The sequence below is a fragment of the Leifsonia sp. Leaf336 genome (assembly GCF_001423695.1).
GTDB lineage: Bacteria > Actinomycetota > Actinomycetes > Actinomycetales > Microbacteriaceae > Leifsonia.
Genome location: NZ_LMOZ01000001.1, coordinates 182,857 through 196,587, shown reverse-complemented (window position 1 = coordinate 196,587; position 13,731 = coordinate 182,857). Strand labels below are relative to the sequence as shown.

Sequence of the window (13,731 nt, the reverse complement as noted above, 5' to 3'; positions counted from 1 at the left end):
CGTAGGCTGGCCTCATGACGCGATGGGGAATCCTCGGCACGGGCGGGATCGCCGCGGCGATGACCGCCGACCTCCAGCTGCACGGGCACATTGTCAATGCCGTCGGTTCGCGTACGGCCGAGTCGGCCGCGCGGTTCGCGGCAGCGCACGCCCTCCCGCATTCGCACGGCAGCTACGAGGAGCTGGTCGCCGACCCCGATGTGGACGTCGTCTACATCGCGACGCCGCACCCGCAGCACGCGCCGAATGCCCTCCTCGCCCTCGCCGCCGGCAAGCACGTGCTGGTCGAGAAGCCGTTCACGATGGACCGCGCCGAGGCCGAGCGCGTCGCGGAGGCCGCGCGCGCCTCCGGCCTCGTCGCCCTCGAGGCGATGTGGACGCGCTGGCTCCCGCACATCCGGCGGATGCACGAGATCATCGCCGACGGCACCATCGGCGAGGTGCGCACCGTGATCGCGCAACACGCGCAGCGGGTGAGCCCCGACCCGGCCGGGCGGATGCTCGACCCGGCGCTCGGCGGCGGCTCCCTCCTCGACCTCGGCATCTACCCGGTGTCGTTCGCATGGGACGTGCTCGGGGAACCGGTCGCCATCGAGGCGCTCTCGACGCCGACCTCCACAGGTGTGGACGCACTGACCTCGATCCTGCTGGGCCACGCGGGAGGCGCCCAGTCGGTGCTCACCTGCGGCCTGGAGGCGCGCGGCAGCAACACCGCCCTCATCGTCGGCACGGAGGGCCGCATCGAGCTCGGCCCGTTCTACTTCACGCCAACGTGGCTGCGCGTGGTCGATTCCGACGACCGGGAGGTCGAGCGCTTCGAGGCCCGGATCACCGGGCGCGGCATGCAGTACGAGGCGGACGCCATGGAGCGACTCATCGCGGCCGGCGGCGGCGAGGACCCGCTCATGCCCGTGAGCCAGTCCGTGGCGATCATGGGCACCCTCGACACCGTCCGCGCCCGCATCGGCCTCACCTACTGAGCCCCGAGTCGCGCCGTCAGCCTCCCGAGGGGCACGCAAACGCCCCTAAAACGCGCGCGTAGGGGCACTTACGTGCCCTTCGATGAGCCTCCGGACGCGGCGAATGAGCTCACCGCTCACGCGGAGATCGTCGGCGGTGACGCGAATCATTCGCCAGCCGAGGTCCTCCACGCGCTCGCGCCGACGGATGTCCTTCTGCCAGGTGCGCCGATCGACCCGGTGGATGTCACCCTCATATTCGAGCGCGACGCGGGCATGCGGATACGCGAGGTCGATGCGCGCGACGAAGGCGCCGGACGGATCCCGCAGCTCGTGGTTCAACAGCGGCACCGGCAGGCCCGCGTCCACCAGCAGCAACCGGAGCCGGGACTCGCCCGGCGACTCCGACCCGTGCCGGATCGAGTCGATCGCTTCGCGAGCGCGACCGATCCCTCGCCTCCCCGGCGACTCGGCCACCGCACGGGCCAGCGAGAGGCGATCGGTCAGCGGAGCGTCGCCTCCGACGAAGTAGTCGCCCGCGACCACCAGGACGTCGCGAGGGAACAGCTGCGCCAGGTCGATCCAGGTCTGTTCCGGTGTCGTCACGGGGAGGTCATGGACCGTCCGCGTCTTCCACCGCGATAGCGTGTGGCCGACGTGACCGCCGATGGTGGGCGCCCGACCGGGTGCGCGGACCGTGACGTGGATGCGATCGACTCCGTAGAGCGCCGCCGCGGTCGTGTGGCTGAAGGCGAAGTCGACTCGGCGATGCAGAGCGTAGGCACGGCAGCGGGCGATGAGCCCATCCGCGTCCGGCGTCAGACGCGTGCCGCGGATGGGCGTGAGGAGGTCGCCCCCGCGGAGGCGTTTGCGACCGACGCCGATCGCGGTGGCGTCGGCGACGGTGAACGGGACGATCCGGAGTCCCGGCGGAAGGTCGGCGCGCTGTCGTGGCATGCCCGCCACCCTGCCAGGCGGCCGCCCTGCCCTCCCGAGTTATCCACAGCGCACGTCGTCGAAGGGCGCCTTAAGGCCCCCAAAGCGCGGCTTTAGGGGCGCTTACGTGCCCTTCGGCGGGAGGCTAGCCCGGCGGCGCCGTGCTCGCCCGGCGCACGAGGCGCGTCGGGAGGCGCACATGCGTCGGATCGGGGGTCTCGCCCGACATCAGCGCGACGACCATCTCGGCCGCCGCGGCGCCCAACCTGCCCATGGGCTGCCGGACGGTCGTCAGCGGCGTGGAGAAGCGGGAGGCCTCCGGGATGTCGTCGAAGCCGACCACCGACAGGTCGCGCGGCACCTCGAGGCCGAGCTCGTGCGCCACCTCGATGACGACGATGGCGGACAGGTCGTTGGCGGCGAAGATCGCGCTGGGCCGCTCCGGCGCGGCGAGGAGGCGCCGTGCAGCCTCCCGGGCGCTCTCCTGCTCGTAGTTGCCGACGCCGACGATCGCCGGGTCGAAGGCGATGCCGGCCTCGCTCAGCGCCCGCCGGTAGCCCGCGTCGCGCGCCGCCGACGACCGGAGGTCGGGGCGGCCTGCGACGAAGCCGATGCGGCGGTGGCCGAGGCCGATCAGGAAGTCGACCGCGCTGCGCGCCCCGCCGAAGCTGTCCGACTCCACTGTGGGGAGGTCGGCGCGGCCGGTGTGCGGGTCGACCGCGACGATCGGCACGTCGGCATTGGCGTTGACGACCGTCGGGGTCACCATGATGACGCCGTCGATGAGGGTGCCGCTCAGCCGGCTGAGCGAGCGGCGCTCCCACCCCTCCGGGGAGAGCTGGCGCGACCCGCTGTAGGCGAGGAGGTCGTAGCGGGAGTCGGCGAGCGCCGCACCGACGCCTTTGAGCACCTCGGCGCTGAACGGCTCGAAGTCGGCGACCAGCACCCCGATCACACCGGTCTGGCGGTTGCGCATGCTGCTCGCGACCAGGCTGGACTCGTAGCCGAGCTCCTCCACGATCTGGAGGACGCGCTCGGCCGTGTGGGAGGCCACACCGTAGCGGCCGTTGACCGCTTTCGACACGGTCGCAGCGGACACACCGGCCGCTTCAGCCACGTCGTTGATGGTTGGTCGTCGTCCCATGACCGTGCAGCCTAGCAAGATGGAAAAGGATTTCGAAAAGGATTTCGAAAACGTTTGACACCCCTGGGAGAGGTTGCGACACTGACACGGTCCGGTCAGCCTCCCGGACCCCGACGAGACCGTGCACCGGCGCAGGCGAGAGGCTTCGCAGGCCCGGTAACCCCCCCACACGGACTCCCGTCACCGGGCATCGACGAACACGTGGATGCCGCTCAACGAAGAGAACAGGTTGGAATCACATGAAAGCCAAGAAGCTCCTCATCGGAGCAGCTGTCCTGGCCGCCGGCTCGCTCGCGCTCACCGCCTGCAGCGGCACCAGTGACAGCTCCAGCAACAGCAAAGTCAGCATGACGCTGTGGCAGAACTCCACCACCGGCCCCGGCCAGCAGTACTGGAAGGACGCCATCGCGGCCTTCGAGAAGGCCAACCCGAACGTCACCATCAAGATGCAGTCGATCCAGAACGAGGACCTCGACGGCAAGCTGCAGACGGCGCTCAACTCCGGCGACGCGCCCGACATCTTCCTGCAGCGCGGCGGCGGCAAGATGGCCGCCATGGTGCAGGCCGGTCAGCTGATGGACCTCACCGGCAAGGTGTCCTCCGACACCAAGAAGGTCATCTCGTCCGGCTCGTTCAAGGCGGAGACCTACCAGGACAAGGTCTGGGCGATGCCCCTCGCCGTGCTCCCTGGCGGCCTGTTCTACAGCCAGGACCTCTTCAAGGCGGCAGGGATCACCGAGGCTCCCGCGACCATCGACGACCTCAGCGCCGACGTTCAGAAGCTGAAGTCGACCGGCGTCGCCCCGATCGCCCTCGGAGCGAAGGACGCCTGGCCGGCCGCGCACTGGTTCTACTGGTTCGCGCTGCGCGAGTGCTCCGGCGCCACGATGGAGAAGACCGCTGACTCGAAGAGCTTCAGCGACCCGTGCTGGACGAAGGCCGCTCAGGACCTCCAGGACTTCGCCGGGAAGAAGCCGTTCAACGACGGCTTCCTGACCACCTCCGCCCAGCAGGGCGCCGGCTCCTCCGCCGGCCTGGTGGCCAACCACAAGGCCGCGATGGAGCTCATGGGAGCCTGGGACCCGGGCGTGATCGCCTCCCTGACCCCCGACCAGAAGCCCCTGCCCGACCTCGGCTTCTACCCGTTCCCCGAGCTGTCCGGCGGCAAGGGCGAGCCCGGCTCGATCATGGGTGGCGTCGACGGCTACTCGTGCTCGGTGAAGGCTCCGAAGGAGTGCGCCGACTTCCTCAACTTCATCGCCACCACGCCGCAGCAGGTCGCGTACTACAAGGCGTTCAACTCGCCGCCCGTCAACACCGACGCGCAGAAGAGCGTGACGGAGCCCTACCTCAAGGATGTCCTGGCCGCCTACAACAAGGCGCCGTACGTCTCCCAGTGGCTGGACACCGTCCTCGGCCAGAACATCGGCAACGCGCTCAACGTGGCCGTGGTCGACATGCTCGCCGGCAAGACCGACGCCAAGGGCATGATCCAGGCCGCGAACGACGCCGCCAAGAAGGGCTGAGAGGCCGCACAGTGAGCAACACCCGCGAGTCGACCTCGACCGAGCACGTGTCGACGGCGGATCTCGCGCAGCACGACGGGAGCGGCGCAGCCGCGTCGCTCCCGTCGCCGCAGCGCCGCCGCCGCGGCGCGGGCTGGGGCCTCCGCGCCGAGATCCTCCTCCTGGCCGGCCCCGCCGTCATCGTCTTCCTGGCGTTCGTCATCTTCCCCGTCGTGATGGCCGCGTACTACGGCTTCTTCCGCTGGGCCGGATACGGGACGCCCACCGACTTCGTCGGCCTCCAGAACTACCTGGTCATCCTGACCGACCACGCCTTCCAGGCGGCGCTCGGACACAACGCCTTCATCGTCGTGATGTCCATCGTCATCCAGGGCCCGATCGCGATCCTCCTGGCACTACTGCTGAACAGGAAGATGAAGGGCCAGTCGATCATCCGCGTGCTGATCTTCGTGCCCTACGTCATCTCGGAGGTCGTGGTCGGCACGGGCTGGAGCCTGATGCTCGCCACCAACGGCGCGCTCAACGGCTTCCTGCACAACGTCGGCCTCGGCTGGATGGCCCAGGACTGGCTGTCCAACTCGAGCATCGCCATCTGGACCTTGGTGGGCATCCTGACCTGGAAGTACGTCGGCTTCGCCGTCATCCTCTTCCTCGCCGGCCTGCAGGGCATCCCCGAGGAGCTCTACGAAGCGGCCGCCCTCGACGGCGCGTCGTACTGGCAGATCCAGCGCAGGATCACCCTGCCGCTGCTCGCGCCCACACTGCGCATCTGGGCGTTCCTCTCGATCATCGGCGCGCTGCAGCTGTTCGACCTCGTCTACATCATCTGGGGCCAGTACGTGGCCGGCGTCGCCGGCACCTCGACGATGGCGACCTACATGGTCGCCAACGGCCGCAACGCCGGCAACTACGGCTACGGCAACGCCGTCGCCGTGGTGATCTTCCTGATCTCCCTGTTCGTCGCGCTCATCTATCAGCGCTTCGTCCTCCGCCGCGACACCGCGGGAGCCATCACGAACGCCAAGGACGTGGAACGCGCTTCGAAGCGCGCCAAGCGCGGCGCCGCCAAAGAAAGGACAGCGTGATGACCACCCTCACCGCTCCCTCCACCCGGTCCCGCGCCGCGCGCCGCGCCGAGCGGAAGAGCCTCCCCTGGGGATCTCCCGCCGTCTACTTCATCGCGCTGGTCGTCATCGCCCTGATGATCGTGCCGATCGCGTACATCATCATCGGCGGCTTCCGCACCAACTCGCAGATCACGGTCGACCCGGCCGGCTTCCCGAACCCGTGGAACCCGGCGAACTACCTCGACGTGCTCACGGGCGGGGTGTTCTGGGGCCAGGTGCTCAACTCGACGATCACCGCGCTCGTCACCACGGTCGGCGCCGTCGCGCTGGGGCTGATGGCCAGCTACGTGCTCGCCCGGTACACCTTCCGCGGCAGCGGCTTCCTCTACGCGCTGTTCGCCGCCGGCCTGATGTTCCCGATCACGGTCGCCATCACGCCGCTCTACATCGTGGTGCGCAACCTCGGCCTGATGAACTCGCTCGCGGGCGTCATCATCCCGCAGATCGCGTTCGCCCTGCCAACGACCATCATCATCCTCGTGCCGTTCCTGCGCGCGATCCCCGACGAGATCCAGGAGGCCGCCTTCATCGACGGCTGCAGCCGCCTGGGCTTCTTCTTCCGGATGGTGCTGCGGCTGTCGCTCCCCGGCGTTATCACGGTCGGCATCCTGGCCTTCATCGGCAGCTGGAACAGCTACCTGCTCCCGCTGTTCATCCTGAACGACCAGGCCACCTTCACCCTCCCGCTGGGCGTGCAGGCGTTCTCGTCGCAGTACGCGACGGACACCTCGAAGGTGCTCGCCTTCACGTCCCTCTCGATGATTCCCGCCCTGATCTTCTTCAGCCTGTTCGAGCGCCGCATCGTCGGCGGTCTGACCGGCGCGGTCAAGGGCTGAGCCCTCCCGGCTCGACGCACACCCACGTACGCAGGAAAGACCTATGACTACTGACAACCTCCCGGCCGCCTCCGATCGGGTCCGCCGGCTGCTGAGCGAGATGACGCTCGACGAGAAGCTCGCACAGATCGTCGGCTACTGGGTCGACAAGGGCGACGACAACGTCGCACCGCTCGACGGCGAGATGACCACCGGCCAGAGCTACGAGGACGCGACGAAGCAGGGCATCGGGCACCTCACCCGCGTGTACGGCACCCGTCCCGTCGACCCGGTGGAGCGCGCGAGCTGGCTGTGGTCGGAGCAGCGCCGCCTGCGCGAGGAGACCCGGCTGGGCATCCCCGCGCTCGTGCACGAGGAGTGCCTGACCGGGCTGGCGGCGTGGAAGGCCGCGACGTTCCCGACGCCGCTCGCGTGGGGCGCCGCGTTCGACCCCGCGCTGGTGGAGGAGGTGGGCGCCGCGATCGGCGCCTCGATGCGCGAGCTCGGCATCCACCAGGGCCTGGCACCGGTCCTCGACGTGATCCGCGACCCGCGCTGGGGCCGCGTCGACGAGTGCATCGCGGAGGACCCGTACGTGGTCGGGACGATCGGCACCGCGTACGTGCGCGGCCTGCAGTCGTCCGGGGTGCACGCGACCCTCAAGCACTTCGTCGGCTACTCGGCGTCGCAGGCCGGGCGCAACCACGCGCCGGTGCACGCCGGCGTGCGGGAGGTGCGGGACGTTCTGCTGCCTCCGTTCGAGATGGCGATCCGCGACGGCGGCGTGCGCTCGGTGATGAACTCCTACGCCGAGATCGACGGCGTGCCGGTCGCCGCGAACCCCGACTACCTCACCGGCGTGCTCCGCGACGAGTGGGGCTTCGACGGGACGGTCGTGGCCGACTACTTCTCCGTCGCCTTCCTGCACACCATGCACCGCATCGCGGCCGACCGCGGCGAGGCCGCCGAACTGGCGCTGACGGCAGGCATCGACGTCGAGCTGCCGACCGGCGACGCCTTCCTCGCCCCGCTGGCGGCGCGGATCCGCGAGGGTCTCGCCGACGAGGCGCTGGTCGACCGGGCCGTGCTGCGGCTGCTCGCGCAGAAGGAGGAGCTGGGCCTGCTCGACGAGACGTTCGACACGCCGCCCACCTCGGTCGAGCTCGACTCCCCCCTCCACCGCGAGCTCGCGCTGCGGCTGGCCGAGGAGTCGCTCGTGCTGCTGACGAACGACGGCACGCTGCCGCTCGAGGGCGACCGCGCCGCCGCGCGGATCGCGGTCATCGGGCCCAACGCCGACGCCGCAGAGGCCCTGATGGGCTGCTACTCGTTCGCCAACCACGTGCTCGCTCACCACCCGGAGGTGCCGCTCGGCTTCGAGCTGCCCTCGGTGCTGGAGGCGCTGCACGAGGAGTTCCCGACGGCCGAGCTGGTGCACGCCCGCGGCTGCGACGTGGAGGGCGACGATCGCTCCGGCATCGTCACCGCGGTGAGCGCGGCCGCCGACGCCGACGTCGCCGTCGTCGTGGTGGGCGATCGGGCGGGCCTCTTCGGCCGCGGCACGGTCGGCGAGGGCAACGACGTGGAGAGCCTGGAGCTGCCCGGCGTGCAGCGCGAGCTGGTGGAGGCTGTCGTCCGCACCGGCACGCCGACCGTCGTGATCCTGCTCTCCGGCCGCCCGTACGCCATCGACTGGGCCGTGGAGGGACCGGATGCGCCCGCCGCGGTGCTGCAGGCCTTCTTCCCGGGTGAGGAGGGCGGCCGCGCGATCGCCGCCGTGCTCTCCGGCCGCGTCGCGCCGTCGGGCCACCTCCCGGTCTCGCTGCCGCGGTCGGCCGGCGCGCAGCCGTTCTCGTACCTCCACCCGCTGCTCGGCGGCCCTTCGGACGTGACGAGCGCCGACAGCACGCCCGTCCTCCCGTTCGGGCACGGCCTGAGCTACACGACGTTCGAGCGCAGCGGGCTGGAGGTCGACGCGACCGTCGCCGCCGGCGCCGCGTTCGAGGCGCGCGTGACCGTGCGCAACACTGGCGAGCGGGCGGGCACCGACCTGGTGCAGCTCTACGCGCGCGACGTCTTCGCGAGCGTCACGCGTCCCGTCGCGCAGCTGCTCGGCTACACCCGCCTCACGCTGGAGCCCGGCGAGGAGGCCGTGGTCGCCCTCCGGGTGCCGACCGCGCGATTGGCCTTCACCGGCCGCGACGGCGAGCGCATCGTGGAGCCAGGCGACGTGGAGCTGTGGGTCGGCCCGTCCTGCGCCGAGCGCGAGACGGCGACCGCCATCGAGCTGACCGGCCCGACGCACGTCGTCACGCCCGACGACGGCCGCCTCGTGGAGGTCGCTGTGACGACCCCCGCGGCCGCTCCCGTCGTCTGACCCCGTCCTCCCGCACCTCCCTCGCGAACGGAGGAGATCCGCCCCCAGCGGGCCCGGATCTCCTCCGTTCGCTGCTTCCCCCGGGCGCGTCGAGCCGAAAATCCTCCGTTCCCGACACCGCCCGCCGCGGTTAGGCTCGGCGGCGGGAGGCACCATGTCGAATCTCGTCGTCCATTTCGAAATCCACGCCACCGAGCCGCAGCGCTTGATGGACTACTACTCCGAGCTCCTGGGCTGGACCTTCACCCGGTTCGGTGACATGCCCTACTGGGCGATCGACACCGGGGAGGGCGCCATCCGCATGGGCGCCGCAGGCACCGGCATCAACGGCGGACTCACCCAGCGGATGGGGCCGCCGCCGGCCCCGGACGCCCCGATCTCCGGCGCGAACATCGTGGTGGGGATCGACGGGAACGTCGACGATCTCTACCGCCGCGGGCTCGACCTCGGCGGCAGTGAGGCGCTGCCTCCCGACGACATGCCGTCGATCGGCCGCGTCGCCTACCTGCGCGATCCGGACGGCAACGTGTTCGGGCTCATCTCCCCCGTGCTCTCCGACGGCACCGACGTCACCGCCGGCAGCGCGAGCTGAGCCGGGGTGCGGTCCTCCTTCCGCACGGGCGGAGGCCGCGGGTAGGGTGCGGGTGTGGGTGGGAGCGCTCGGGAAGGAAGCATGCGATGGCGGACCTCTCGGGGCGCAGAGCCCTCATCACCGGCGGAGCGAGCGGCATCGGCCTCGCCTGCGCGGAGGCCTTCTCGGCCGCCGGTGCGCACGTCACGATCGCCGACCTGAACGGCGAGGCCGCTCGCGCGGTCGCCGACCGGCTGGGCGGCGAGGCGTGGGAGGTCGACCTCTCGCAGACGGCCACGCTCGGCGACCTGCGGCTCGACACCGACATCCTCGTCAACAACGCCGGCCTCCAGCACGTGCGCCCGATCCCCGAGTTCGAGCCAGAGAGCTTCGCGCTCCTCCTGCGGATCATGCTGGAGGCGCCGTTCCTCCTCATCCGCGCCGCGCTGCCGGGGATGTACGAGCGCGGCTTCGGCCGCATCATCAACGTGTCGAGCGTGCACGGCCTGCGCGCCTCCGAGTTCAAGTCGGCCTACGTCGCCGCCAAGCACGGGCTGGAGGGCCTGTCGAAGGTCACCGCGCTCGAGGGCGCCGCGCACGGCGTCACCTCCAACTGCATCGAGCCGAGCTACGTGCGCACGCCGCTGGTCGAGAAGCAGATCGCCGATCAGGCGCGGCTGCACGGCATCCCGGAGGACGAGGTGGTCGAGAAGATCATGCTCACCGAGCCGGCGATCAAGAGCCTGGTCGAGCCGGAGGAGGTCGCCGGGCTCGCGCTCTGGCTGGCGGGCGTCGAGTCGCGCATGGTCACCGGCGCGAGCTACACGATCGACGGCGGCTGGAGCGCGCGATGACGTCCGAGGCACCGGGGAGCGACCCTGGTCCCTTCCGCGTCGCGGTCGACGGCGGCGAGCTGGCCGGTGGCCAGTGGCACGCCGGCGCCGCGGGGATGCCGGTGGTCGGCATCCACGGCATCACCGCCAACCACCTCTCCTGGGCGGCCGTCGCGGAGGCACTGCCCGGCGTGCGCCTGGTCGCGCCCGACCTGCGTGGCCGCGGTCTCAGCGGCGACCTCCCGGGCCCGTACGGCATGGCCGGTCACGCCGAGGACGTCACGCGCATGATGGACGGCCTCGGGATCGAGCGCGCCATCGTCGCCGGCCACTCGATGGGAGGTTTCGTCGCCGTCTGGCTGGCCGCACACCACCCCGACCGGGTGGAGCGTCTCGTCCTGATCGACGGCGGCCTCCCGGTGACCCGCACGGCCGATCTCGGCCCCGCCCGCGACCGGCTGCGGATGACGTTCGCGAGCGAGCAGGACTACCTCGCGTTCTGGCGCCGGCATCCCGCGCTCGGCCCCTGGTGGAACGACCACGTCGAGCGGTACGCGCTCTACGATCTCGTCGGCGCCGCACCCGAGCTGCGCTCGAGCGTCTCCGAGGAGGCGATGTCGGTCAACGCGCTGGAGATGGACGGCAGCGGAGGCTACGCGCAGGCTCTCGCCGGGCTGACGCTGCCGATCGCGTTCGTCCGCGTGCCGCGCGGACTGCTCGACACCGACCCGCTCTACCTGCCGGAGGAGGTCGCCGAGTGGCGCGGCCGGCTGCCGTGGTTCGAGGCCTACGAAGCCGACGACGTGAACCACTACACGATCGTGATGACGGAGGCCGGCGTCCGCCAGCTGACGCCGCACCTGCCGGGCGACTACCCGCCACACCCGCACCCGCACTCGACCCGAAGGAGACCGCAGTGACCGCAACCCTGCTCCCGGGCATCGTCGCCCGCAGCATCCCGACCTCCCGCTACACCGCGAACGTGCTGAAGCGCGCCGCCGACCCCGACGACGCCGGAACGACCATCGTGTTCGTGCACGGCAACGTGTCGTCGTCGCTGTTCTGGCAGCCGCTGATGCTGGCGCTCCCGGAGGGCACCCGCGCGCTCGCCGTCGATCTGCGCGGCTTCGGCGACAGCGAGACGCTCCCGGTCGACGCCACGCGCGGCGTCGCCGACTTCTCGGACGATGTGGCCGCCGTGCTGGACGAGCTCGGCACGGGCGCCGTGCACCTGGTCGGCTGGAGCATGGGAGGCGGCGTGGTCATGCAGCTGCTGCTCGACCGCCCCGACCTGGTGCGCAGCCTCACCCTGGTGTCCACCGTGTCGCCCTACGGCTTCGGTGGAACGGCGGCCGACGGCAGCCTCCTCAACTCCGACGCCTCCGGCACCGGTGGAGGCGGGGCCAACCCCGACTTCGTGGCGCGGCTCGCCGCCGGCGACACGGGTGAGGAGTCGCCCACCTCGCCGCGCGCCGTCTACCGGTCGGCGTACGTCGCGCCCGGCTTCACGACCGAGTACGAGGACATCTGGGTGGAGTCGATGCTGTCCACCGCGACCGGCGAGGACAACTACCCCGGCGACGCGACCGCGACGGATGAGTGGCCGGGCTTCGCGCCAGGGGCGCGCGGGGTGCTCAACACGATGGCACCGATCTACTTCGATACGACCGGGATCGTGGACGCGGCCGCCAAGCCGCCCATCCTCTGGATCCACGGAGCCGTCGACGCGATCGTCAACGACGCGTCCTTCTTCGACCTCAACGGCCTGGGTGCGGCCGGCATCGTGCCCGGCTGGCCGGGCGAGGAGGTCGCACCTCCGCAGCCGATGCTCGTGCAGATCCGCGCCGTGCTGGAGCGCTACGCCGCGGCCGGCGGTGACACGAGGGAGGTCGTGTTCGAGGACTGCGGCCACTCCCCGCACATCGAGCGGCCCGAGGAGTTCCTGGCCGAGCTCACCGCGTGGGTCGGGTGAGGGCGGCCGCCGTCTTCAGCGCATCGGCGATCTTCAAGAAGAGGATGCGCTCGGAACCGTCGGGGAAACGACGGAAGCCGAAACGCTCGTAGAAAGGGACGACATCGTCGTCCTTGGCGTTCACGATGAGCGCCCGCATCCCGAGCGTCTCCGACGCCTGGATCGCACGGCGCACCGCATCCTGGAGCAGCGAGGCGCCGAGACCCGCGCCCGCGTCTCTGCGATCGACGGCGAGGCGGCCGAGAAGGGCGACGGGGATGGGGTCGGGCATGCTGCGGGCGACAGCCCCAGGGGCTTCGCCGCGCACGATCGAGCTCGCCGAGAGGCAGTAATAGCCGGCGACGCGATCGGTGCCGGTCGCGACCGACGCGTAGGTGCGGGAGCCGCCGGCGGCCTCGTTGTGCCTGGCCCAGCCTCTCAGCCAGCGGTCGAGCACCTCGATGCCGCAGTCGAACTCCGAGACGACGTCGCCGACGGCGAGGGGACGAGGCCGGTGGTACTGGGGCACGCGGAGCTCAGTCGACGAAGACCGACGATCGACGGAACAGGTCGCCCAGCCCGTCGATGTCCTGCGCCGGAGCATCGAGCGCCGCAGTGAACGCCGCGAGGGCCGCGTCTTCGACACGCAGCTCCCGATCCCGCCGGATCACTTCTTCAGCGCGCTCGGTGAGGGTGTCCGCCGTGAAATCGGAGACGGTGCGGCCCTGGAGAACCGCCGCGCGCTCGATGAGGTCGCGTTGGGCGCTCGTGACGCGCACTTCGATCCGCTTGTCTTTGATGGGCACACCCCCAGTGTACGGCAATTACCCGTACACCACCGTGGCCGCCGTCACAACAACGCGCCCGACCCCAGCCCCAGCATCCCCTCGAGGGCGTGCGCGAGTTGCGAGCCGCGCTCGGCCGCGCCTCCCCAGCGGACGAGAGCCTGGGCGTTGAGGCCGTCGATCATGCCCAGCAGCTGCCAGGCGACGGCGCGCGGATCCTCCGCCCGGAAGTCGCCAGAGGCGACCCCGGCGCCGATGACGTCTTCGATCACGTCGCGCCACGCGTCCATCTGGTCGCGCACGACCGACCCGAGGGCGGCGTTGCGCCGGCCCAGCGCGAACGCCTCCACCCAGATCACCGTCACGTCGTCGCGCGAGCCGTCGAGGAGCGTGCTCATCACGGCCGCGAGGCCGCGGACCGGGTTCGGCTCAGCGGCGAGCAGCGCCCGCACCTCGTCGATCTCCGCCGCCACCACGCTGACGAACGTCTCGGCGACGAGCCCGTCCATCGACTCGTGATAGTGCGCGACCAGCGCCGGCGTCACTCCGGCTCGCGCCGCGACCGCGCGCAGCGTCACCGCCGAGAGGCCTTCGTCGAGTGCGAGCGCGCGGGCGGCGGCGGCCAGCTCGGCGCGGCGCTCGGCGGGCGGTTTGCGGGCTGCTCTTGACATCGTGGGTCCAGTATAGGTATCTATTGATCATCCGAT

General features: G+C 70.9%; 14 protein-coding genes. 9 read left to right on the top strand and 5 right to left on the bottom strand.

Features of this window, described 5'->3' with window-relative positions:
- Nucleotides 1-14: 14 nt before the first annotated feature.
- Nucleotides 15-980: a Gfo/Idh/MocA family protein gene (locus ASF88_RS00945; RefSeq protein ID WP_055913004.1), complete on the top strand. Its 966-nt coding sequence runs from the start codon at nucleotides 15-17 to the stop codon at nucleotides 978-980.
- 45 nt (nucleotides 981-1,025) lie between these two features.
- On the opposite strand, the gene ASF88_RS00940 is transcribed toward ASF88_RS00945, so the two are convergent.
- Nucleotides 1,026-1,916, bottom strand: a complete 891-nt coding sequence (locus ASF88_RS00940) for a hypothetical protein (protein WP_055916533.1) — start codon at nucleotides 1,914-1,916, stop codon at nucleotides 1,026-1,028.
- Between the two features lie 124 nt (nucleotides 1,917-2,040).
- Complete coding sequence (locus tag ASF88_RS00935) at nucleotides 2,041-3,039, bottom strand: LacI family DNA-binding transcriptional regulator (protein WP_055913001.1); 999 nt, start codon at nucleotides 3,037-3,039, stop codon at nucleotides 2,041-2,043.
- 239 nt (nucleotides 3,040-3,278) lie between these two features.
- Between ASF88_RS00935 and ASF88_RS00930 the strand changes: the two genes are divergently transcribed.
- The 8 genes from ASF88_RS00930 to ASF88_RS00895 all read left to right on the top strand — a co-directional run bounded on the left by ASF88_RS00930 (nucleotide 3,279) and on the right by ASF88_RS00895 (nucleotide 12,260).
- Nucleotides 3,279-4,565 carry an ABC transporter substrate-binding protein gene (locus tag ASF88_RS00930; RefSeq protein ID WP_055912992.1) on the top strand — a complete coding sequence of 429 codons (1,287 nt, stop codon included), beginning with the start codon at nucleotides 3,279-3,281 and terminating at the stop codon, nucleotides 4,563-4,565.
- An 11-nt stretch (nucleotides 4,566-4,576) separates the two neighbouring features.
- Nucleotides 4,577-5,650, top strand: coding sequence for a carbohydrate ABC transporter permease (locus ASF88_RS00925; protein ID WP_055912988.1), 1,074 nt, complete (start codon nucleotides 4,577-4,579; stop codon nucleotides 5,648-5,650).
- Entirely contained in the window at nucleotides 5,650-6,528 is an 879-nt protein-coding gene (locus tag ASF88_RS00920) for a carbohydrate ABC transporter permease (RefSeq protein WP_055912985.1), read from the top strand. Before ASF88_RS00925 ends, ASF88_RS00920 begins: the two co-directional genes overlap by 1 nt.
- Before the next feature lie 43 nt (nucleotides 6,529-6,571).
- Nucleotides 6,572-8,884, top strand: coding sequence for a beta-glucosidase family protein (locus ASF88_RS00915; protein WP_055912982.1), 2,313 nt, complete (start codon nucleotides 6,572-6,574; stop codon nucleotides 8,882-8,884).
- 154 nt (nucleotides 8,885-9,038) lie between these two features.
- Nucleotides 9,039-9,476 (top strand): VOC family protein, encoded by a 438-nt coding sequence (locus ASF88_RS00910; protein ID WP_055912979.1) that lies wholly within the window; start codon nucleotides 9,039-9,041, stop codon nucleotides 9,474-9,476.
- Between the two features lie 86 nt (nucleotides 9,477-9,562).
- Complete coding sequence (locus ASF88_RS00905; protein WP_055912976.1) at nucleotides 9,563-10,309, top strand: 3-hydroxybutyrate dehydrogenase; 747 nt, start codon at nucleotides 9,563-9,565, stop codon at nucleotides 10,307-10,309.
- Nucleotides 10,306-11,208: an alpha/beta hydrolase gene (locus ASF88_RS00900; protein ID WP_157498135.1), complete on the top strand. Its 903-nt coding sequence runs from the start codon at nucleotides 10,306-10,308 to the stop codon at nucleotides 11,206-11,208. Before ASF88_RS00905 ends, ASF88_RS00900 begins: the two co-directional genes overlap by 4 nt.
- Nucleotides 11,205-12,260: an alpha/beta fold hydrolase gene (locus ASF88_RS00895; protein ID WP_055912973.1), complete on the top strand. Its 1,056-nt coding sequence runs from the start codon at nucleotides 11,205-11,207 to the stop codon at nucleotides 12,258-12,260. Before ASF88_RS00900 ends, ASF88_RS00895 begins: the two co-directional genes overlap by 4 nt.
- Here ASF88_RS00895 and ASF88_RS00890 read toward each other — a convergent pair.
- From ASF88_RS00890 to ASF88_RS00880, 3 genes are read right to left on the bottom strand one after another with little or no spacing between them, the layout of a single operon-like run.
- A complete protein-coding gene (locus ASF88_RS00890; protein ID WP_055912970.1) occupies nucleotides 12,241-12,768 on the bottom strand; it encodes a GNAT family N-acetyltransferase in 528 nt (175 codons plus the stop codon). The two genes, ASF88_RS00895 and ASF88_RS00890, sit on opposite strands and share 20 nt — an antisense overlap.
- 7 nt (nucleotides 12,769-12,775) lie before the next feature.
- The gene (locus ASF88_RS00885) at nucleotides 12,776-13,045 is read right to left on the bottom strand and encodes a type II toxin-antitoxin system TacA family antitoxin (RefSeq protein ID WP_235493216.1); all 270 of its coding nucleotides are present in this window, start codon (nucleotides 13,043-13,045) and stop codon (nucleotides 12,776-12,778) included.
- A gap of 44 nt (nucleotides 13,046-13,089) precedes the next feature.
- Entirely contained in the window at nucleotides 13,090-13,695 is a 606-nt protein-coding gene (locus tag ASF88_RS00880) for a TetR/AcrR family transcriptional regulator (RefSeq protein ID WP_055912967.1), read from the bottom strand.
- Between the last annotated feature and the right edge of the window lie 36 nt (nucleotides 13,696-13,731).

Excerpts from the sequence above, each read along its gene's own strand:
- ASF88_RS00940 (WP_055916533.1), bottom strand. The coding sequence starts at position 1,916 with ATGCCACGACAGCGCGCCGACCTTCCGCCGGGACTCCGGATCGTCCCG.
- ASF88_RS00930 (WP_055912992.1), top strand. The coding sequence starts at position 3,279 with ATGAAAGCCAAGAAGCTCCTCATCGGAGCAGCTGTCCTGGCCGCCGGC.
- ASF88_RS00880 (WP_055912967.1), bottom strand. The coding sequence starts at position 13,695 with ATGTCAAGAGCAGCCCGCAAACCGCCCGCCGAGCGCCGCGCCGAGCTG.
- ASF88_RS00945 (WP_055913004.1), top strand. The coding sequence starts at position 15 with ATGACGCGATGGGGAATCCTCGGCACGGGCGGGATCGCCGCGGCGATG.
- ASF88_RS00905 (WP_055912976.1), top strand. The coding sequence starts at position 9,563 with ATGGCGGACCTCTCGGGGCGCAGAGCCCTCATCACCGGCGGAGCGAGC.
- ASF88_RS00910 (WP_055912979.1), top strand. The coding sequence starts at position 9,039 with ATGTCGAATCTCGTCGTCCATTTCGAAATCCACGCCACCGAGCCGCAG.
- ASF88_RS00935 (WP_055913001.1), bottom strand. The coding sequence starts at position 3,039 with ATGGGACGACGACCAACCATCAACGACGTGGCTGAAGCGGCCGGTGTG.
- ASF88_RS00920 (WP_055912985.1), top strand. The coding sequence starts at position 5,650 with ATGACCACCCTCACCGCTCCCTCCACCCGGTCCCGCGCCGCGCGCCGC.
- ASF88_RS00900 (WP_157498135.1), top strand. The coding sequence starts at position 10,306 with ATGACGTCCGAGGCACCGGGGAGCGACCCTGGTCCCTTCCGCGTCGCG.
- ASF88_RS00915 (WP_055912982.1), top strand. The coding sequence starts at position 6,572 with ATGACTACTGACAACCTCCCGGCCGCCTCCGATCGGGTCCGCCGGCTG.